Origin of the sequence: Pseudomonas sp. PS02303 (assembly GCF_029959925.1) — a bacterium.
Lineage (GTDB): Bacteria > Pseudomonadota > Gammaproteobacteria > Pseudomonadales > Pseudomonadaceae > Aquipseudomonas > Aquipseudomonas mandelii.
The window spans coordinates 76,890-96,592 of sequence record NZ_JASCOM010000002.1 but is presented as its reverse complement, the minus strand read 5'-3'; the positions used below and the strand labels follow the sequence as shown (position 1 = coordinate 96,592).

Below are 19,703 nucleotides of genomic sequence, written 5' to 3'. Positions count from 1 at the left end.
GGCGCCGCACGCAGCAATCACTGCTCGCCGACTTTTTTCACTGCCTCGAGAATCACCTTGGCCACTTCGGCTGGCTGCGACTGCTGCGGAACATGGCTGGTGCGCAGCTCCGCCAGGGTGGCGCCGATACGCTTGGCGGCAGAGCGCTGGACATCGGGATGGATCATCCGGTCCTCGGTGGCGAGCAGATACCACGACGGTTTGGTCTTCCAGGCCGAAACGGTCGTTTTATCCTCGAACGCGGAGGCTTTGATGGGGCCTTGAGTCGCGGTCATCACGGCGGTCTGCGTCGCAGGGAGGTCCTGGGCGAAGTCCTTTGCCATGCCTTCTGGCGTCAAGTAGAGGAAACCATTGCCGTCAGCCTTGATCTGGCTGATGCCCGGAGGCGTGGGCGCGCCTTTTCCTTGCTCGCCGCTTGTTTGACCGGCATCAGGCGCAAAGGCGGCGACGTACACCAGGGCGCGGACTTTTTCGTCGCTGCCGGCCTGAGTAATCACGGTGCCGCCCCAGGAGTGACCGACCAGAACGACCGGGCCCGGCTGATTGTTCAAGGTTCTTTGCGTCGCGGCGACGTCATCGGCAAGCGAGGTGAGCGGGTTTTGCACGACCGAAACTGCAACCCCTTTGGCCTGAAGAAGCGGCACGACCTTGGCCCAATCGGAGCCGTCGGCGAATGCGCCGTGTACGATGACCACCGAAGGCGTTGTATCTTTGGCCTGACTGACACCCGCGACCAATGTGCTTGCAAGGGCAAAGGCGACGGTGACGGCTTTCGATCTGAATGTTTTCATTGCATCAGCTCCTGTGTGGGAGCTCAAATTCTGCTGACTGGCCTGCTTCGTGGGCATCGGTCATTTATCCGACCCAAGGCATTTTTTCATGGATAGCGCGTTGCACCTGGACATCTCATTGAGCGGAGCGTTGCGGGCGATCGGCCAGGTCGGGGACCTCAGCATGGGACAGCCTCTTGGGCATTCCCGACGCGTTGCCGCACTGGCGCGGAGGTTGGCGCAGGCCGCACACGGCGAGGGCGAGCATCAGAGGGTAGCGGAGCAGGTCGCCTTGCTGCGCTGGTCAGGTTGCACCGCCAACGCCGAAGGGTTTGCAAATCTGCTGGGTGATGACGTCGATGGCCGCCGTGCGATGCTCGATCTGACCCTGAGCAAAGAGAAAATGAACGCGGTGCATCAGGCGATTCCGCTTGCCGTGGTGCACTGCGAGGTCTCTGGCGAAGTCGCGAGAACCCTCGAACTGGGTGCCGCTGTCGAGGCCGGCTTGTGCGGCGTATTCGAAACCTACGATGGGACTGGCCGACCGCTGGGCTTGACCCATGAACACATTCCGGAGGTCGCCTATCAGGTGGTGCTTGCAGGTGATCTGGATATTCTCAGTCGAGCACATGGCCTGGACGCGGCGCTGCGCTGGATTCGCGACCAGTCGGATCGGCGTTATCCCGCCTCCCTCGCGTCGTTGCTCATGGATAACGCCAGGGAGTGTCTGGCAGACCTGGAAGGCCTCTCGCAACACCCGGCCGACGCGCAGGCCGAACGTTCGGTCTCGCTGACATTGGTGGGGGACGTGATTGACTTGAAGCTACCTTGGCTGGCGGGGCATTCGCGGCGGGTGGCGCATGTTGCGATGGAGGCTGCACGTTTGTGGGGGCTAGGTGAACCTTCCCTGACTGCGATCGGCAAGGCAGCGCTCGTTTACGGTCTCGGCCGGGCAGCCGTTTCCAACCAGCTCTGGAATACCGCCGGGGCGCTTTCTTATAGCGCCGTGGAGCGGGTGCACCTCGTCCCCTACTGGACGCAGCAGGCGCTGAGGCCTATCAGTGAGCTGGCCGTGTCTGCGGAGATTGCAGCCCATGCTTACGAGCGGCTGAATGGCAGTGGTTATTTTCGAGGCGTGATGGGTGATGCACTGTGTGCCGAGCACCGACTGTTCGCCACCTCCGTGGCCTGGGTCGCACTAAGGGAAGCCCGGCCATGGAGGACGGCCTATGGCGAATCGGAGGCGGCCAGTCTGCTCGCACAGGATGCCGCCGGTGGCTTGTTCGACAAGGATGTTTGTGACGCGGTTATCGCCGCTGCCCGTGGCGAGCGTCGGACTCATCAGCCGAAGGGCTCGTTACTCACCGCACGCGAGTGTGACGTGCTCCTGGAAATCAGCCGCGGCGCTAGTAACAAGCAGGTGGCGCGACTGCTGGACATCAGTCCGAGCACGGTTCGCACCCACATGGAAAGCATATTTCGCAAATTGGAATGCTCGACCCGAGCCGCCGCGACCCTGAAAGGATTGACGCTGGGTTTGATCGCCTGATGCCGAGTAGCGCCAGGTTAATCGGCGAGTGAGGCTCGTTTGTACAATCGATGGGCGACGTTTACGCGGGTCCATCCTTGGCGGGCGGATTGGCGCGAGCCAGGGCGATGAATGCCTTGATCGCGGCGGAGGGGTTGCGGCGGTTCGGGTAGTACAGGCAGAGCTTGTCTCTGGGCGGCGTCCAATCTTCCAATACCCGCTCGAACTGTCCGGCCTCGATTTCATCCCGGACGTCCTGCTCCATGAAAAAGCCGAGCCCCATGCTTTCCTGTACCGCTGCTTTGACGACGCTCGGTTCATCAAGCGTGAGCGGCCCGCTTACATCGAGCCTGGTCACTTCTCCATCTCGCTCGAAATGCCACGGGAAAATCGCCCCATTGGGCAGACGGACACGCACGCACCGATGGTTGAGCAGATCAGGCGGTGTTCGTGGCCTGCCGTATTGGTCGAAGTACGCCGGTGTACCGACCACGGCGTACCGTTGCGGCAGGCCGAGGGGGATCACGATCATATCGCTCGGCACGAGGCTCGCGGAACGTACGCCGAAATCGAAGCCGTCAGCGACGATATCCACCAGGCGGCCTTCGGTGACAAGGTCGATGTGTACCTTCGGATGATGCCGCAAGAATTCCACCACCAATGGCAGGAGTGCTGCTCGAGCAGCGCTGGCGAACGCATTGATGCGCAGCGTACCCGAAGGGCCGGCATTGTGAGATCGCACCGCGTCGAGCGCCGCGCGCAAATCCTGCAGGGCCGGCCCCACCTGCTCCAGAAAAATCCTGCCGGCCTCGGTGACGGCCACGCTGCGGGTCGTGCGATTGAACAATCGCGTTTCGAGGCTTGCTTCCAGTTTAGCGATGGTGCTGCTTAACGCGGTGGTTGAGACATTCAGATCGATGGCGGCTTGTCGAAACGAAGCCCTGCGGGCAACCGCTATAACAGCGTCCAGCTCGCTCAGGCCTAAACGAGGGTCTGACATGAATTGTCCTGGATTATGGGATAGGTCATAAGGTTTATCCCAGTTGAGCAAACTATCAGTCAGGTCGCAAGATCACTCCAGGTAATCCATCCAGGAGATCAACAAATGAGCCTTCAGCTTCCCGTCGCCGTTGAGACGTACTTCGATGTCAGCAATGGCGGCGACCTATCACAACTTGCGAGCTGCTTCTGCTCGCATGCCAGGGTGTTCGATGAAAACAAAACGCATGAAGGCATTCAGGCCATCGACGTCTGGCAGAAGGAGGTCCGGCGGGCTTTCTCTTTTGAAGTCCAACCTCTGCAGGCAATGCAGGGAGAGGGCAGGCTGACCGTCATTGCACGGCTTACCGGCCATTTTCCCGGTAGCCCGGTCCAGATGAGTCACGTCTTCACGCTGGAGAGCGATCGCATAGCCTCCTTGGAGATCACGCCATGCTGAACCTTGGCTTGAGTGGTAAGCGAGTCCTCGTCACCGGAGGCACCAAGGGCATCGGGAAAGCTGTAGTCGACCTGTTTCTGGCCGAGGGCGCGAAGGTGATTACCTCTGCTCGGGAGCCAAACAGTGCCCTGCCGGATGGCCTGTTGGTTCTGGCCGATCTTTCGACCCGGGAAGGCTGTGATGCCGTCATCGCCGCGACCCGACAGCGACTGGGCAGTGTGGACATCATCATCCATGTCCTGGGTGGTTCGTCGGCACCTGGCGGCGGCTTCGCTGCACTGGACGAAGAGCAGTGGCAACGTGAGCTCAATCTGAATCTGTTTCCGGCCGTGCGCCTGGATCGTGCCTTGCTCCCGGATATGCTGGAGCGAAAGGAAGGGGTCATCCTCCACGTGACCTCCATCCAGAGTCGGCTGCCTCTGCCGGACGCTACGACAGCCTACGCAGCGGCCAAGGCTGCGCTTTCAACTTACAGCAAGAGTTTATCGAAAGAGGTTTCGCCCAAAGGCGTCCGTGTTGTCCGGGTTTCGCCGGGCTGGGTTGAAACCGAAGCCTCGGTCGCATTGGCCGAGCGACTCGCGCAGGAGGCAGGGACTGACTATCAAGGCGGCAAGCAGATCATCATGGAAGCACTAGGGGGCATCCCGCTCGGGCGCCCATCGACGCCGTCAGAGGTTGCCGACCTGATTGGCTTTCTGGCTTCGCCTCGAGCTTCATCTATCACGGGCAGTGAGTTTGTCATCGACGGCGGAACGGTGCCGACTGTCTAGCCGTCTTTTTCGCGCGAATTTGCCGAATGCCGAAACCAGCGACCAGCGCGTGTTCACTGCCGGTGGACATTTGGCGGATGTCCGCTTGGCCGTTAGCTGCATTTCATCATTGGCAGCTACCGACCCCGGCATTCGCCCCCTCGGAATCGGGCATCAGGACGGGACAATTTGCCTGATTGAGCTACTGTCTAATCACATTACCGCAGGCCACAGCGCTATGAGCAATTCGGATTCTTCGCCTCCCGTCCCTGAACCGGGCCGGATTGCACGTCGCGGTATCGGTAACGAAACGGGGTGGGGTCGCTGGCTTCCTGGACTTCGCACGCTACGCGGGTACCGGGTTGCCTGGTTGCGTCACGACATCATGGCCGGGCTGGTGCTCACCACGATGTTGGTGCCCGTTGGCATCGCCTACGCCGTGGCATCGGGCGTGCCCGGCATCTATGGCCTCTATGCGACCATCGTTCCTCTGATCGCTTACGCGTTGTTTGGGCCCAGCCGAATTCTGGTGCTTGGCCCGGATTCTTCATTGGCCGCCGTTATTCTCGCGGTCGTCCTGCCCCTTTCGGGCGGCGATCCACAACGCGCCATCGCACTGGCGGGCATGATGGCGATCGTTTCAGGAACGGTGTGCATCCTGGCGGGTATCATGCGCTTAGGGTTCATTACGGAGTTGCTGTCCAAACCGATCCGTTACGGGTACATGAACGGCATCGCGTTGACTGTACTCATCAGCCAATTACCCAAGCTCTTCGGTTTTTCGATTGAGTCAGACGGCCCGCTGAGAAACATATGGGCCGTCGTCACCGCGGTGATGGAAGGAAAGACCAACTGGACCGCGTTCATGATCGGCGCAGCCACCTTGATCGTGATCCTGTTACTCAAGGATTACAAACGCGTGCCGAGCATCTTGATTGCAGTGGCAGGCGCCACTGTCGTTGTCGGTATGCTGGACCTTGGTACACGCGCGGGGGTGTCGGTACTCGGTTCGCTTCCACAAGGTTTACCGGAGTTGACCATCCCCTGGATCACCCGAGCCGATATTATCCCCGTGCTCATCGGCGGCTGCGCCGTCGCACTTGTGTCGTTCGCCGACACCAGTGTGCTCTCTCGTGTCTATGCAGCACGGACCAGAACCCACGTCGATCCGAACCAGGAGATGGCAGGGCTCGGTTTTGCCAATCTGGCGGCCGGATTTTTTCAAGGTTTTCCGATCAGTAGCAGTTCCTCTCGTACCCCTGTCGCCGAAGCTGCGGGCGCCAAAACCCAGTTGACCGGCGTTGTCGGCGCATTGGCCGTGGCCCTGCTGCTGATGGTGGGGCCGGACCTGTTGCAGAGTTTGCCCAGCAGTGCATTGGCAGCGGTGGTGATCGCGTCGGCCATCGGTCTGATTGAAGTCGCTGACCTGCGACGCATTTATCGCATCCAGCGCTGGGAGTTCTGGTTGTCGATCGTCTGCACTGTCGGCGTGGCCGTGTTCGGCGCAATCGAGGGCATCGGCCTGGCCATCGTGGTCGCCGTCATCGAATTTCTGTGGGATGGTTGGCGGCCGTATTCCGCAGTGCTGGGACAAGCCAAGGGGGTCAAGGGCTACCACGATATCCAGCGCTATCCCGACGCAAGCCTCATCCCCGGCCTGGTGCTATTTCGCTGGGATGCGCCGTTGTTTTTCGCCAACGCCGAACTGTTCAATGACCGCGTGCTGGACGCAGTGGCTGCATCGCCAACGCCCGTGCGCTGGTTAGTCGTTGCAGCGGAACCCGTCACCAGTGTCGACGTCACTTCTTCCGACATGCTATTGGAGCTGGACGAAACCCTGCGCGCCGCAGGCATCAAGTTGTGCATGGCCGAGATGAAGGACCCGGTCAAAGACAAGCTGAAGCGATTCGGTCTTTTCGCGCGACTTGGCGAAACGGCATTCTTTCCCACCATTGACGATGCCGTCGACAGCTACCTGGTGATCCATTCGAGGGATGGGGCAGGGCAGGACGAGACACGCTGAGTGGCGATCGTGCTCGAGCGACTGCTATTGGGCCTGCAGCAGTCGCTTGCGAGTTGCAGAATCGGCGATAAGCGGTCCGCCTGCGTCCAGGGTGATGCCTCTGCATGCAGATAGGATCTCTGCCTATCGGCACTCCGACTTACGCTACGACCTACCGATTTGAAATAACTTGCAAACCTTGCGGGATTGAGAAACCCCACACGCCTCTCTAGATTTGAACTCGCAATGCCGGGCCCCTCTGACAGCTAACCGCTGCCATGTCGGAGTTGCAGTTTGTATAACTTCGACACCTAGAGGAGGGGCTTATGACTGCCCTGGAACCGTTCTTCCTGGCCGAGTTTCTCGGCACCGCCACTTGGTTGTGGCTCGCCTTTATCAGCATCGTAATAGGCCTGTTGGTGTTCGACCTCGGGGTGCTGCACCGTGAGCAGCGAGAAATCGGTGTTCGTGAAAGTCTGCTGCTGTCAGCCGGCTATATCACGGCTGGTTTGCTGTTCGGCCTCTGGGTCTGGCAGATCAAAGGCGGTGACGCCGGGATGGATTTCTACACCGGCTTTCTGATCGAGAAATCGTTGTCGATGGACAACGTATTCCTGATGGCGATGATCTTCAGCTTTCTCGCAATCCCCCGTAAGTATCAACACGAGGTGCTGTTCTGGGGCATTCTCGGTGTCATTGTGCTGCGTGCGATCATGATTGGCCTGGGGGCGGCGCTGATCGCCGAGTTCAGCTGGATTCTCTATGTGTTCGGCATTTTCCTGCTGCTGACCGGCGTGAAGATGCTGTTCAGCAAGATCGATGCCCAGCCGAACCTCAGCGAAAACCTGCTGGTGAAGTTTCTGCGCAAACACATGCGGGTGACCGAGCGACTGCATGAAGGGCGCTTCTTCGTCCGCCAGGCGGACGCCAGCGGCAAGTCCGTGGTCTGGGTGACGCCGTTGTTCCTAGCCCTGGTGCTGATCGAGTGTGCCGACCTGGTGTTCGCGGTGGACAGTGTGCCGGCGATCTTCGCCATTACCCAAGACCCCTTCATTGTCTACACCTCCAACATCTTTGCCATCCTTGGCCTGCGTGCGTTGTATTTCGCTTTGGCGGCGATGATTCACCGTTTCGCCTACCTCAAGTACGCGCTGGCACTGGTGCTGGTGTTTATCGGTGCCAAGATCTTCCTGGTCGGCATCATCGGCAAGATTCCCGCGGTCATTTCCTTGAGCGTGACCCTGGGGTTGCTGCTGAGCGGTGTGCTGCTGTCGCTGTGGAAAACCCGCGATCAGGCCTCTGCCGGCCCGCAGGTGTAAATCCCCAAAGGTGGCGGCCAGCACCGATTGTCGCCTCAGTTTCAACCGAAACTGACGCCCAAATCGGTCGACCACTCGGCGTCAGTGTCGGTGTCCTGGGCCGTGTTCAAGACGGGCGGTTCTGGCAAGAGCAGTGGCAAGGCGCACATAAACGTGGCGCCTTGTCCCTTGATGCTCGTGGCCCAGATCCTGCCGTCATGAAATTCGATGATCGAGCGGCAAATAGACAGCCCCATGCCCAGCCCTTCAGCCTTGGTGGTATAGAACGGGTTGAACAGTGACGGCAAATCGGCGACATCAATGCCTTCGCCGCTGTCATTGACTTCAATGATCACTTCGTTGCGCTCAACCCTCGTGCAAATGTTCAGCGAGCGCGCTCCTTCACTCAGATTGCCCATGGCCTGGCAGGCGTTCATGACGAGATTGATGATGACTTGTTGCAACTGCACGCGATCGCCATTGATGCGAGCGTCGGCGGCATCCAGCAACAAATGCTGTTTGATGTGTTTATGACTCATCTCATGCTGAACCAGCAGCAGAGTGTCAGTCACGATTTTGTCGAAGGCATGATGTTGACGTTGTGGGACGCACTTCTTCGACAACGCACGGATGCCGGTGATGACGTCACTGGCGCGCATCGAACGTTGCGCCCCGGTCAGAAAAGCCTGATTGTGGCGCAATTCATTAGTCGATGGTCACTATCCGGATCGAAAAAACATGCGCCGACATGAACAGCAGGGTGATGTAGAGCACGGCATGCGCGAGATCCGAGTCAATCAATAGATTGATGACGGAGATAGTGGCGATTGTTGAACCGCAGGTCGAGGCGAATGTAGCGCAGGATCAACTAGCCAAACCCCAGCGCCAGGAAGCCATAGACACCGAACAGGGCAGCGTGGGCATGTAGCGGGGTGGTGTTCAAACCTTGTATGTAGAACAGCGCGATTGGCGGGTTGATCAGGAAACCGAAGACTCCGGCACCGAGCATGTTCCAGAAGGCGCAGGCCACGAAAAACTGTAATGGCCAACGCACGCGTTCCATCCACGGGGCGCGGTCGCGCAGACGCCCGTTTTCCCCAGGCCAACTCAGTTTCCCACTCAAGTCGTTGGTTTCGACTACAGTGGTAAGACTCTGCATAAAGCCATAACAAGACGGAGAGTTTTCCATGCGAGTAACCAGTCGCTTTAGCCTCTTTGCGGCCACCGCTGCGTTGACAGTCTCGTGCGCAGCTAACGCCGCACCTGTGTTCATAAACATCCTTACAGGTGGTACTAGCGGGGTTTATTACCCCATTGGGGTTGGGCTGTCACAGATATACAGCGATGGGATACCGGGTGCGAAGACTTCTGTCCAAGCGACCAAAGCCTCGGTGGAAAATCTCAACCTTTTACAAGCTGGTCGTGGGGAGCTCGCTCTGGCGCTTGGTGACTCTGTGGCTGATGCAAAAAACGGCGTGGAAGATGCAGGATTCAAGGCCCCGCTGACAAAGTTGCGAGCAATTGCAGGCGCCTATCCGAACTACATTCAAATTGTTGCGAATAAAGAGTCCGGCATCAAAACCTTGGCGGATTTGAAAGGGAAAACCATCTCCGTCGGCGCCCCGAAGTCCGGTACCGAACTGAACGCACGTGCGATTTTCAAAGCGGCGGGATTGACGTACGAAGACATGAGCAAAGTCCAATACCTACCCTTCGCGGAGTCGGTAGAGCTGATCAAAAACCGTCAGTTAGATGCCACGCTTCAGTCCTCGGGGTTAGGCATGGCGGCCATCCGCGACCTTTCCTCAACCATGCCATTGAACTACGTCGCGATCCCTCCTGATGTGGTTACGAAAATCGGCAATGCCGCTTATCAGCCTGCACAAATTCCAGCCAATACCTATGACGGACAACCTGAGTCAGTGCCTACTGTGGCGATCACTAATATTTTTGTGACGCGCGAGGACGTCTCGGAGGATGTTGCCTACCAGATGACCAAGCTGATGTTCGAAAACCTCACTCGCCTGGGTAATTCTCACTCAGCCGCCAAGGACATCAAGTTGCAAAATGCTGCCAGGAACCTACCCATTCCACTTCACCCCGGTGCCGAGCGCTACTACAAGGAAGCTGGAGCGCTGTAATCCAAAAATGCGCCACGGGGATGGTCGCTAGAGCGATAGAGCGGTTCGTACCCTTCTATGTAGTTTTGAGGCAGGTACCCAATGAGCGAAGATCATCATGGCATCGCCGCCAACCCACGCGACTGGCCTAAGACGCTGTTCTACGTGGCGTTGTTGTTTTCAGTTTTCCAGATTGTCACCGCTGCGTTTGCGCCGGTTTCCAGCCAGGTGCTGCGCGCGGTGCACGTTGGTTTCCTGTTGTGGGTGGTGTTTCTGAGTTACCCGGCGTATGGCAGAGCACGTCCTTGGCAGCCGCTGGCCTGGATATTGAGCCTCGCGGGGATTACCACTGCTCTGTATCAATGGTTCTTCGAGGCGGATTTGATCCAGCGTTCAGGTGACCTGACTACAGCTGACATGGTGGTTGGGCTGGTATTGATCGCCTTGGTGTTTGAGGCGGCGCGTCGGGTGATGGGGATCGCTTTGCCTGTCATCTGTGGTTTGTTTCTGGCCTACGGTCTATTGGGTGAATACCTGCCAGGCGACCTGGCTCATCGAGGCTACGGATTCGATCAAATCGTCAACCAGTTGTCATTCGGCACCGAAGGTCTCTACGGCACACCAACTTACGTTTCCGCTACCTATATTTTCCTGTTCATTTTGTTCGGGTCCTTCCTCGAACAGGCGGGAATGATCAAATTGTTCACTGACTTCGCGATGGGATTGTTTGGCCACAAACTCGGGGGGCCGGCAAAAGTATCGGTCGCGTCATCGGCTTTGATGGGGACGATCACAGGCTCAGGCATTGCGAACGTTGTCACAACCGGGCAGTTCACGATTCCATTGATGAAGCGCTTCGGCTACAAGGCAGCATTTGCTGGCGGCGTAGAGGCGACTTCGAGCATGGGCAGCCAACTGATGCCGCCTGTGATGGGGGCTGTCGCGTTTATTATGGCGGAAACAATTAATGTCCCGTTTGTAGAGATCGCCAAAGCTGCGTTAATTCCAGCCATCCTGTATTTCGGTTCGGTGTTCTGGATGGTTCACCTTGAGGCAAAACGCTCCGACCTTAAGGGGTTACCCAAAGACCAATGTCCCAGCGCATGGGGTGCGGTAAAGGAAAGCTGGTATTTGCTGATTCCGCTTTTTGTCCTGGTCTACCTGCTGTTTTCCGGACGTACTCCGCTGTTCTCCGGAATGGTGGGTCTGGCGCTAACAGCCATCGTTATTCTCGGTTCGGCAATCATTCTCCGGGTGTCCAGTTTCGCGTTGCGGTGTGCGTTCTGGATCGCGCTTGGTGTCCTCTGCGTCGGTTTTTTCCAGTTGGGTATTAGCGTGATCTTTGCGGTGATCGCCACGTTAGTGGTCATCTGCTGGTTCATTCAGGGAGGCCGAGCAACCCTGAGTATTTGCCTGCATGCGTTAGTCGAAGGTGCTCGCCATGCTGTACCGGTCGGGATTGCTTGCGCGCTAGTGGGAATCATCATCGGCGTAGTGTCATTGACGGGGATAGCCTCGACTTTCGCTGGTTACATACTGGCCATCGGCAGGGATAATTTGTTGTTGTCACTCATACTGACGATGATTACCTGCCTTGTGTTGGGCATGGGTATCCCGACGATTCCCAACTACATCATTACCAGTTCGATTGCAGCACCTGCTCTGCTTGAGTTGGGTGTGCCGCTGATCGTGTCGCACATGTTCGTTTTCTATTTCGGAATTCTTGCAGACCTTACGCCACCGGTTGCTTTGGCATGCTTTGCCGCAGCGCCCATCGCCAAGGAAACAGGATTCAAGATCAGTCTGTGGGCGGTTCGTATTGCATTGGCTGGCTTTGTCATTCCGTTCATGGCGGTCTACAACCCTGCGCTCATGATGCAAGGCGACAATTTGTGGATGACGGCTTATATGTTGGTGAAGACAGTGTTGGCCGTTGGCCTCTGGGGAATGGCGTCCACAGGTTATCTGCAACAGAAGATGCCGATTTGGGAGCGTGTATTGAGTTTCGCCGCAGGTGCTTTGTTGGTCGTTGCGCTGCCGTTGACTGACGAAATCGGTTTCGTGCTGGGTGTGATGCTGATACTTCAGCATGTCTGGCGGTCTCGCCGTGGCGGACTGGCCAGAGCATGATCGGTTTGTGCCTGGGGCTGGCGGGAGTCGCCTGGGCCCAACTCCCAATCTCGAGCTTTACACTGGCTTGGAATCACACAATCGAAAAAATCCGTTGGGAGGAAGACTACCGCGTCTCGGAGCAGGGACTCGTGCTCACCGAGGCCAGGGTCAAAGGGAATGGCGCGGGTATGGAGATTCCCCCGGAGGCCAGGTTGGAAAAAGGCAGTTGGCACTATCAACGTCACCTGCCGCCCTTGCAGCCTCTGAGTCTGGGACGCACCCCGCAAGCAGGTGACTACCAGTTATGCTTCGATCAACAATGTCATGAGATGAGCGAGTGGCTAGGGCCTCCCGTCAGCAATCCGGCCTCAGTGGATCTATGGAGTTGCTGGACGTACTCAGGACAACGCTAAGTGGCCGGGGTAGCACAAACGTGAAAGCCCTGTCCGGATACGAACGTCCAGTACCCGGACAGGGGAGGCATCAGCTCATGCCCAGCCAGTTTGGTAAAGCCAGGGAGATCCAAGGCACGTAGGTAATCAGGATCAGGAACAGGAACAGTATCATCAGCCAAGGCATGGCGGCTCTGATGGTTGCCGGCAGTGTCATACCCGTCACAGCAGAGGTCACGAACAGGTTCAGACCCACGGGCGGCGTGATCAAGCCGATCTCCAGATTCACCACCATAATGATGCCCAGGTGAATCGGATCGATACCCAGCTTCATGGCGATGGGGAAGAGGATCGGTGCCAGGATCAGGATGATGGCCGAAGGTTCCATAAAGGCCCCCGCAATCAACAGCACAATGTTCACCACCAGCAGGAACATCATCGGTGTCAGACCCGCCTCTATCACCCACACGGTGATCTGTTGCGGTAGTTGCTCGGTGGTCAAAACGTGCGCGAAGAGCATGGCGTTGGCAATAATGAACATCAGCATGATGCTCAGCTTGGCCGAGTCCAGCAGGACCTTTGGCGTTTCGCGGAACGTCAGGTCTTTGTAGACGAACAAGGCGATGAAGGCCGAGTACACGGCCGCCACCGCCGCAGCTTCGGTGGGGGTAAACATCCCGGAGTAGATACCTCCCAGGATGATGAACATCAGCAGTAGACCCCAGATCGCCTTGCGTGCCGTGCCAAGCCATTCACGGAACGTCGCGCGCGGCATGGCGGGCAGCTTTTTCTTCACGGCGACGATGTAGATCGCCACCATCAGCGCCAACCCCAGCAGCAGGCCTGGTAACACGCCCGCCATGAACAGTTTGCCGACAGACGTTTCGGTCGCGGCGGCGTAGACCACCATGACGATCGAGGGTGGAATCAGGATGCCCAGGGTCCCAGCGTTACAGACGATCCCCGCGCCGAAGGCCTGCGGATAACCGGAGCGGACCATGCCGGCAATGGCAATTGAACCCACCGCCGCCACAGTGGCTGGGCTCGATCCTGAAAGGGCAGCGAACAACATGCACGCCAACACGGCAGCGATAGCCAGACCACCACGGATATGACCGACACAGGCATTGGCAAAGTCAATCAGCCGCCGAGCGACGCCACCGGTGGTCATGAAGGCCCCCGCGAGCAGAAAGAACGGGATGGCCAGCAGCGTGTAGTGCTCCGACGTTTCGAACAACTTGATCGCCAGTGAGCGCACCGAGTCCGGGCTGAAAAAAACGATGGTCAGTGAGCCTGCCAACCCCAGGGAGATAGCAATGGGAACGCCGATCAACATCAGCACGAACAATGATGCAAAGAGGAAGGCAATGGTCATGACTTGTCATCCTCGTGTTCGGTCAGCTTCAACGCATCTGCGGCTTCATCAGCCAGGCCCAGGCCGGTCTGCCTGTTTTGCAGGATGCGCACGAGAATTTCAGCGAAACGGATGAAAACCAAGGCGAACCCTACGGGGACGATCAACCCGATGTGCCATTGCATGATCCCGTATTGGCCCAGGTCTTCGGCGCCAATTTGGGCAACCATCAGGGTCTGGATCCAGCCAAAACTGGCGATGCTGAGCAGCCCGGCATAAGTCAGGCAGAAAAGGCAGGCGATAATGCCAATGAACCGTTGCACCGGTTTACTGGCCAACTTGACCAGGGCGTCGACGCCGATATGGCCCGCGGTGCGCACGCCGTACGACAGCCCGAAAAATATCAGCCAGCCAAACAGGGCCTTGGTCAGTGAGGTGCTCCAGGTCATGGCTTGCGCCATACCCATGACGCCGTCGCCGATGGCGAACAGCGATTCGCTGGCGCTTTCCCAGCTCTCGGCGAGACGGTAGAACAGGGTGTAGAGGTTGTTGAGGACAACGTAGACGAATGTTACCAACGTCATGGCCGCCAGAAGGAAGACGATGAAGCCTTCCTCGAAGTGTTCCCAGATGCGCCGAAGAGCATTCATGGATGGCATCTCCTGTAGCGGATGGCAGGCAGGTGCTGCCAAGGCGGCAACACCTGTCGTCCACCGATCATTGGGCCTGGTTGGCAGCTTCAGCCGCGGTGATCAGCTCGGCGCCGATATCGCCTTCGAACTTCTTCCACACGGGCTTCATCGCAACGCGCCATTGGTCGCGCTGCTCAGGCGTCAGGATGATGATCTCGGTGGTCTTGGCCGCAATGATGCTCTGCTTGGCGTTCTGATTCAGCTGCTCGGCCTCTTTGTTCACATGGGCGGTGACTTCGACGAGGATCTTGTCCAGCTCGCCACGAAGCTCTGGCGATAAACCATTCCAGAATTTGGTGTTGGTGATCAGCATGTAGTCCAGTACACCGTGGTTGGATTCGGTGATGTACTTCTGTACTTCATGCATTTTCTGGCTGTAAATGTTCGAGTAAGGATTCTCCGCTCCGTTGACAACACCGGTCTGCAAGCCTTGATAAACCTCGGCGAAGCTCATCTTGCGTGGATTGGCGCGTATGACCTTGAACTGTTCCTCTAGCACGGCAGAGGCCTGCACCCGGAACTTCAACCCACGGGCATCACCCGGCACTCGGAGCGCTTTGTTCGCGGACAGTTGTTTCATCCCGTTGTGCCAATAGGCCAGTCCTGTGATGTTTTTGTCTTCCATGGACTTGAGCAGTCCCTGGCCCTGCGGGCTCAGCTGAAAGCGGTCAACGGCGGAGATGTCATCAAACAGGAAAGGCAGGTCGAACAGTTGAACGGTCTTGGTGTAGTGCTCGAACTTGGCCAGCGACGGTGCAATCATCTGTACGTCCCCGAGCAGTAAGGCTTCCATCTCTTTGCCATCGCCAAACAACGAAGAGTTGGGGTAGACCTCTACTTTGACCTTGCCGGGCAAGCGTTCTTCCACCAGTTTCTTGAACAGCAGGGCGCCTTGGCCTTTGGGAGTCTGCTCTGCAACGACGTGGGAGAATTTTATAATCACCGGATCAGCAGCCATGACCGTGCTCATGGTGCCAAGGGCAAGGGCGCAGGCGAGTGCTTTCCACATGGGTTTGAACATGGGGGGAATTCCTCTTGTTTTAGTTTTTCGTGCGATTCCATGCTCTGAAAAGCATGCGCACGGCGGACAAGAGCAAGTCTAGGCAGAAAACCGCGATTTGAAAGGCGATGACTGAATGTAGTTAGAAATCTTGTCTGTAAGAGGGTGTCGCCTTCGGAAACACTCTCTTACAATATTAACGCTCGGCGTGAATGCGCTAAGGGTTAGCGGCGTGTCGTGTTTAATCGGTTTCGGTGATTTCGGCGTTTTTATCCGGCGTTTATTGCATGGTCAACGTCAACTGATATGCCCCCTGGGCCCGGTTAGTACGGATGACCGTCACGACGCCACTGCCCATTTCAAGTTGCACGTTCTCGCCTTTCAGTATCGATTCGTCAATCTTATGCGGTATTGATAAGCCCAGCGCTCTCACCGAGAGGCGCTTGGTGGCTTTGATCATTTCACGCTTGGCATCATCGGCGAGAGAGGGCGACGCGATATCGATGATCAGACTGAGATGTTCAGGTATGTGGTCGGCGCCTTGAGCAACAAATCTAATAGTATTGCCGCTAGTACTGTCGGCGCGGATATCCCGTACAGGACTCGAACAACCTTCCGTCCCATCCGCGCTGGTCGACCATGTATTCGCGCGCAGTCGAGTATCGCTGTCAGGGCCCGAAAACACAGTATCTTTCGCAATCCAGCTAGGCGGACCAGCGAATCCAAAATTCGCTATCGCAACAATAGCCAATAGCCAATAGCCAATAGCCAATAGCCAATAGCCAATAGCCAATAGCCAATAGCCAATAGCATGGGCAGAAATTTTATAGCGTTTTCTCCAATGCAAATATATGGGCTAAGACATCCCTCCACGGAACAGATTTATTGTCCGCTGAAAATAGCATTTAATGGCTTCTACGATCGGTTGCCTGACTAACCTCTTAGTGTGACCAGGTAACACCTAAGAATAATTACTTGGCTTGTCTAAGCGCTTCGATAACGAAGGTGACAGCTGCAATTGTGCGCAGTGCCTTTGTATGGCGAAATTATACAAACGCTGTGAATTGTCATGGTTCAATGAGGCGATAGGAGCGCCGAATCTTTATGAGGGCCGCTCATTGAGCAAATGCCCAGTCGCAAGAAAACGCTTGTCAAAGCGAACAGCGTTATCGCAATGTCCAGGTGGAATTGGCGCACGCTAACCGTGTCGCGACGATGGGCCAACTGGCAGCTTCGATAGCCCATGAAGTCAGCCAGCCTATTGCCGCCACCGTTATGGGGGCTCACGCTGCGCTGCGTTGGATGGGCGCCCAGCCACCTAATCTTGGCGAGATAAAACAGGTACTCGACAACGTGATTAAGGATGCTCATCGCGCGGCCGAGGTTCTGGATCGGATCCGGGGGCATATCCGCAAGGCCCCGCCACAAAAGGGACCCGTAGACATCGCGAAAATCATCGGCGAAATGGTCGAATTCACTCGCAGTCAGGCAACCAGTAATGGTGCTTCGGTGCATACAGACATCGCGCAAGATTTGCCGTTAGTACACGGCGATCGTGTAGAACTGCAACAGGTGTTGCTGAATTTGATTTTTAACGCTTTAGAGGCAATGAGCAGCGTCTACGGCGGCGAGAGACAGTTACAGATCAACGCCGAGATGGAAGAGCAGGGCAGCGAGCTGGTGCAGGTGAGCGACAGCGGCCCAGGGTTCGCTGCAGGTGAAACCGAGCGGGTGTTCACCGCTTTCTATACGACCAAGGCGACCGGCCTGGGCAAGGGGCTGTCAATCTGACATTCGATCATAGAGGCGCATGGCGGTCGATTATGGGCAAGTTCGAATCAGCCCCGGGGAGCGATGATTCAATTCTCTCTGCCGCCTCATACGCCTGCCTGATCGGTCGCGACTAGCCCTCTGCCTTGTCGATATTCGTGGGTAGGTCGTCCTGCCCCGGTAACTCAGTAATTACACTGAAGTCACTCACCTCAACGGCCCCCAACCCGTAGCCCAGCAAGTGAAAAGAGAACGCCTTGCGCGGCTGCGGATTGTCGAAACTGAAGTGCATCTCCAATGGCTGATCCGCAGTGACAATCATTTCTGCGGGGAGGCCCAATGGGACATCCTGTTCCCGCTCCTTGGCCTTGAGCAGAATGTAGGCATCCTGTTGTGGATCTACCGAGCGCACGGTCAGACGCACGCGAGTGAGTGAGCCCTTTGGCATTTCCAGGTACTGCGCACCAATGAGGTTATCGGCCCAGTCATCCTTGATCGCTGTCTGAAGAGGGATGATGGCGGAACTGCCGAACTGGTAGTGCTGGTTCAAGGGGGTGCGCAGCAGCGAATGATCCAGCGCCGTCGCTCTGGCTGCGATTTGACGGGCGCGCTTGCCTCCGTACTGACCAGTCAAGGTCGCATGTTCCGCGATGAAGCCTGGGCTGGCGTAATTCCGGCAGCGCTGTTGAAAGTCACACTCGGTCAATGTGCCCTGACCATTGTGATAGCGCAGCTTGTCGTTGGTGAACGACATGATTTCGCGGCCCGTTTCATAGTCGCGAAACAGCGAGCGACCGCTCAAGGCTGGGGGGAAGGGCAAGGCGAAATAGTCGAGTATCGAGGCACTCAGATCGACATGCCCGTAAACCCCGGACTTCACCTTGGGCAACTGATCCTGCTCGGGCGCGAGCATTAGATTGAAGCCCCAAGAGGACGCCAGGCGCACTCCATCGATACCGTGGGATTCATCCGAGGTGATCACCACCAGGGTGTCTTTCAACATTCCCTGACGTTCCAGGCCGTTGAGGAATTGCCCAAGCGCATCATCCAGATACCCGACGGCGGCCTGCTTGGGTGTGTCGTAGCGCTCCAGGTAGTCTTCAGGAGCCGAATAGGGCTGGTGGGTGCCAACTGTCAGTAGCGTCAGCATCCACGGTTTTTTCTGTTTTTTCAGCTGGCCAACGTACTCAAGGGCTCCTTCGAAGAAGGCCTTGTCGTCCTTGCCCCAAGGGAATTCCAGGTAGTTGCTGTTGGTGAACCATTCCAGTCCATGAGTGGCATCGAAACCGATGTGCGGCATGATCTTGTCTTTTGCCATGAAACGCAGGCCCGCACCCTGGAGATAGTGCGTGGCGAATCCGTTCTGGTGTAACTGGGCTGGCAGGCATGCTTGATTGCGTTCGCTCTGGGTCAACATTTCCACACCCTTCGGCGTGCCGTTGTCCAGTTTGTCGTAATCGCCACACAGCATTGCATACAGACCGCGAATGGTTTGGTGGCTGTGAAGGACGTAGTCCGGCGTATTCATGCCGCGCTCTGCCCATCGACTGAGATTGGGCATGAGATTTTCCTGATAGCTGCTGTGCAAGGCTTCGCGATTAACACCCACGTAGGCGCCGGGAATACCTTCCAGTGCGATGATCAACACATTCCGCGCCCGCCCGGGAGCGGCGAGCAGTTTCTGTCCGTCCAGATCGAGTTGGGTGAGTCCCGCCATTTGTGGAGGGACATCGACAACATCACCTGCCAACCATTCTTCAGCACTTGACTGAACGTCTCCAACGCTCGCGGACAGTAACTGATGCGGGAGGTTGAACAAGCGCCAGGGGTCTTCGTCGGTGGGGTAGAGGTGTTGGGCACCCCAGTGGCCGATCAACAGCAGCAACGGTGCTGCCCACACGCTGCGTGGTAAGGCTGGAGTAGGTTTGGAGCGGCCCATCCACTGCGTGATCAACCAGATCGCCAGTCCAAAGCACAGGGTGGCTGCCAGCCATGGCTGGGCGAAACCACCGCCGGCAGAGTTTTCCAAAAATTGAGGGTCAATCAAGTACTGCAGGTCTGTGGCGTTTGGAAACCTCCCGACCGCGCTGACCAGTTCAGCAGTCGCCAACGTCATAACTCCCCAAACCAGCAACACCGGCAGCGCTAACCACCAGGGACGACGATGCAGGGTGACGATGAGAAGACTGGCAATTCCCAGATCTGAAAGGTAGCCGAGTGGACTCGACCAACCCAGTGCCGCACGCAGGCATAGAGGCAAGATCAGGACCAATCCGATCAGCGCGACGAGGCGCGCATAGGGTTGTCGTAACCAGTGACGGATAACGTTCACAAAAAGACCTTCCAGACATTAAAGCTTCATACAAGTGTGCTGAATGGTATCAAGCGATGGCATGACTGGTCGGGACATTCGAAATAGGGGGAGGGGTACTGAAACGGTGGGTAGCCTGGATAATGGCCTGCCGGCTAAAGGCTTCA

Annotated in this window: 17 protein-coding genes and 1 pseudogene; 9 read left to right on the top strand and 9 right to left on the bottom strand. The window is 57.2% G+C overall.

Annotated elements, in window-relative coordinates; genetic code table 11:
- Positions 1-17 precede the first annotated feature (17 nt).
- A complete protein-coding gene (locus QMX98_RS01290; protein ID WP_010460794.1) occupies positions 18-791 on the bottom strand; it encodes an alpha/beta hydrolase in 774 nt (257 codons plus the stop codon).
- Positions 792-879: 88 nt separating this feature from the next.
- Here QMX98_RS01290 and QMX98_RS01285 point away from each other — a divergent pair, with 88 nt between their 5' ends.
- The gene (locus QMX98_RS01285; protein ID WP_282410113.1) at positions 880-2,319 is read left to right on the top strand and encodes an HD domain-containing phosphohydrolase; all 1,440 of its coding nucleotides are present in this window, start codon (positions 880-882) and stop codon (positions 2,317-2,319) included.
- Positions 2,320-2,380: 61 nt separating this feature from the next.
- Here the strand turns inward: QMX98_RS01285 and QMX98_RS01280 are convergent, their stop codons facing one another.
- The gene (locus QMX98_RS01280) at positions 2,381-3,298 is read right to left on the bottom strand and encodes a LysR substrate-binding domain-containing protein (RefSeq protein ID WP_083376609.1); all 918 of its coding nucleotides are present in this window, start codon (positions 3,296-3,298) and stop codon (positions 2,381-2,383) included.
- Positions 3,299-3,403: 105 nt separating this feature from the next.
- Between QMX98_RS01280 and QMX98_RS01275 the strand changes: the two genes are divergently transcribed.
- From QMX98_RS01275 to QMX98_RS01260, 4 genes are all read left to right on the top strand, one after another.
- Positions 3,404-3,736, top strand: a complete 333-nt coding sequence (locus QMX98_RS01275; RefSeq protein ID WP_010460787.1) for a nuclear transport factor 2 family protein — start codon at positions 3,404-3,406, stop codon at positions 3,734-3,736.
- On the top strand, positions 3,730-4,506 hold the full coding sequence (locus tag QMX98_RS01270; RefSeq protein WP_145307842.1) for an SDR family oxidoreductase: 777 nt from the start codon (positions 3,730-3,732) through the stop codon (positions 4,504-4,506). The genes QMX98_RS01275 and QMX98_RS01270 overlap by 7 nt, the downstream gene beginning before the upstream one ends.
- 217 nt (positions 4,507-4,723) lie before the next feature.
- Positions 4,724-6,508, top strand: coding sequence for a sulfate permease (gene sulP / locus QMX98_RS01265; protein ID WP_282410112.1), 1,785 nt, complete (start codon positions 4,724-4,726; stop codon positions 6,506-6,508).
- 305 nt (positions 6,509-6,813) lie between these two features.
- Positions 6,814-7,806 carry a TerC family protein gene (locus QMX98_RS01260; protein ID WP_282410111.1) on the top strand — a complete coding sequence of 331 codons (993 nt, stop codon included), beginning with the start codon at positions 6,814-6,816 and terminating at the stop codon, positions 7,804-7,806.
- A gap of 41 nt (positions 7,807-7,847) precedes the next feature.
- On the opposite strand, the gene QMX98_RS01255 is transcribed toward QMX98_RS01260, so the two are convergent.
- The gene (locus tag QMX98_RS01255) at positions 7,848-8,486 is read right to left on the bottom strand and encodes an ATP-binding protein (protein WP_282410110.1); all 639 of its coding nucleotides are present in this window, start codon (positions 8,484-8,486) and stop codon (positions 7,848-7,850) included.
- A gap of 167 nt (positions 8,487-8,653) precedes the next feature.
- Positions 8,654-8,974: a cbb3-type cytochrome c oxidase subunit I gene (locus tag QMX98_RS01250; RefSeq protein WP_282410109.1), complete on the bottom strand. Its 321-nt coding sequence runs from the start codon at positions 8,972-8,974 to the stop codon at positions 8,654-8,656.
- Between QMX98_RS01250 and QMX98_RS01245 the strand changes: the two genes are divergently transcribed.
- The 3 genes from QMX98_RS01245 (at position 8,973) to QMX98_RS01235 (ending at position 12,430) form a co-directional block, all read left to right on the top strand.
- Positions 8,973-9,926: a TAXI family TRAP transporter solute-binding subunit gene (locus QMX98_RS01245; RefSeq protein WP_083376616.1), complete on the top strand. Its 954-nt coding sequence runs from the start codon at positions 8,973-8,975 to the stop codon at positions 9,924-9,926. The two genes, QMX98_RS01250 and QMX98_RS01245, sit on opposite strands and share 2 nt — an antisense overlap.
- Positions 9,927-10,007: 81 nt before the next feature.
- Complete coding sequence (locus QMX98_RS01240; RefSeq protein WP_282410108.1) at positions 10,008-12,035, top strand: TRAP transporter permease; 2,028 nt, start codon at positions 10,008-10,010, stop codon at positions 12,033-12,035.
- Positions 12,032-12,430, top strand: a complete 399-nt coding sequence (locus QMX98_RS01235; protein WP_282410107.1) for a DUF1850 domain-containing protein — start codon at positions 12,032-12,034, stop codon at positions 12,428-12,430. The genes QMX98_RS01240 and QMX98_RS01235 overlap by 4 nt, the downstream gene beginning before the upstream one ends.
- 70 nt (positions 12,431-12,500) lie before the next feature.
- On the opposite strand, the gene dctM is transcribed toward QMX98_RS01235, so the two are convergent.
- From dctM to QMX98_RS01215, 4 genes are all read right to left on the bottom strand, one after another.
- Positions 12,501-13,784, bottom strand: coding sequence for a C4-dicarboxylate TRAP transporter large permease protein DctM (dctM, locus tag QMX98_RS01230; protein WP_010460767.1), 1,284 nt, complete (start codon positions 13,782-13,784; stop codon positions 12,501-12,503).
- Positions 13,781-14,413 carry a TRAP transporter small permease gene (locus tag QMX98_RS01225; RefSeq protein WP_102594151.1) on the bottom strand — a complete coding sequence of 211 codons (633 nt, stop codon included), beginning with the start codon at positions 14,411-14,413 and terminating at the stop codon, positions 13,781-13,783. The genes dctM and QMX98_RS01225 overlap by 4 nt, the downstream gene beginning before the upstream one ends.
- Positions 14,414-14,480: 67 nt before the next feature.
- The gene (dctP, locus tag QMX98_RS01220; RefSeq protein WP_224795503.1) at positions 14,481-15,464 is read right to left on the bottom strand and encodes a C4-dicarboxylate TRAP substrate-binding protein DctP; all 984 of its coding nucleotides are present in this window, start codon (positions 15,462-15,464) and stop codon (positions 14,481-14,483) included.
- A 271-nt stretch (positions 15,465-15,735) separates the two neighbouring features.
- Complete coding sequence (locus QMX98_RS01215; protein WP_282410106.1) at positions 15,736-16,248, bottom strand: hypothetical protein; 513 nt, start codon at positions 16,246-16,248, stop codon at positions 15,736-15,738.
- Between the two features lie 338 nt (positions 16,249-16,586).
- On the opposite strand from QMX98_RS01215, the pseudogene QMX98_RS01210 reads away from it, so the two are divergent.
- A pseudogene (locus QMX98_RS01210) lies at positions 16,587-17,348 on the top strand (ATP-binding protein); the annotation flags it as partial.
- A gap of 10 nt (positions 17,349-17,358) precedes the next feature.
- Here the strand turns inward: QMX98_RS01210 and QMX98_RS01205 are convergent.
- On the bottom strand, positions 17,359-19,557 hold the full coding sequence (locus tag QMX98_RS01205; protein ID WP_282410105.1) for an LTA synthase family protein: 2,199 nt from the start codon (positions 19,555-19,557) through the stop codon (positions 17,359-17,361).
- Positions 19,558-19,703 lie beyond the last annotated feature (146 nt).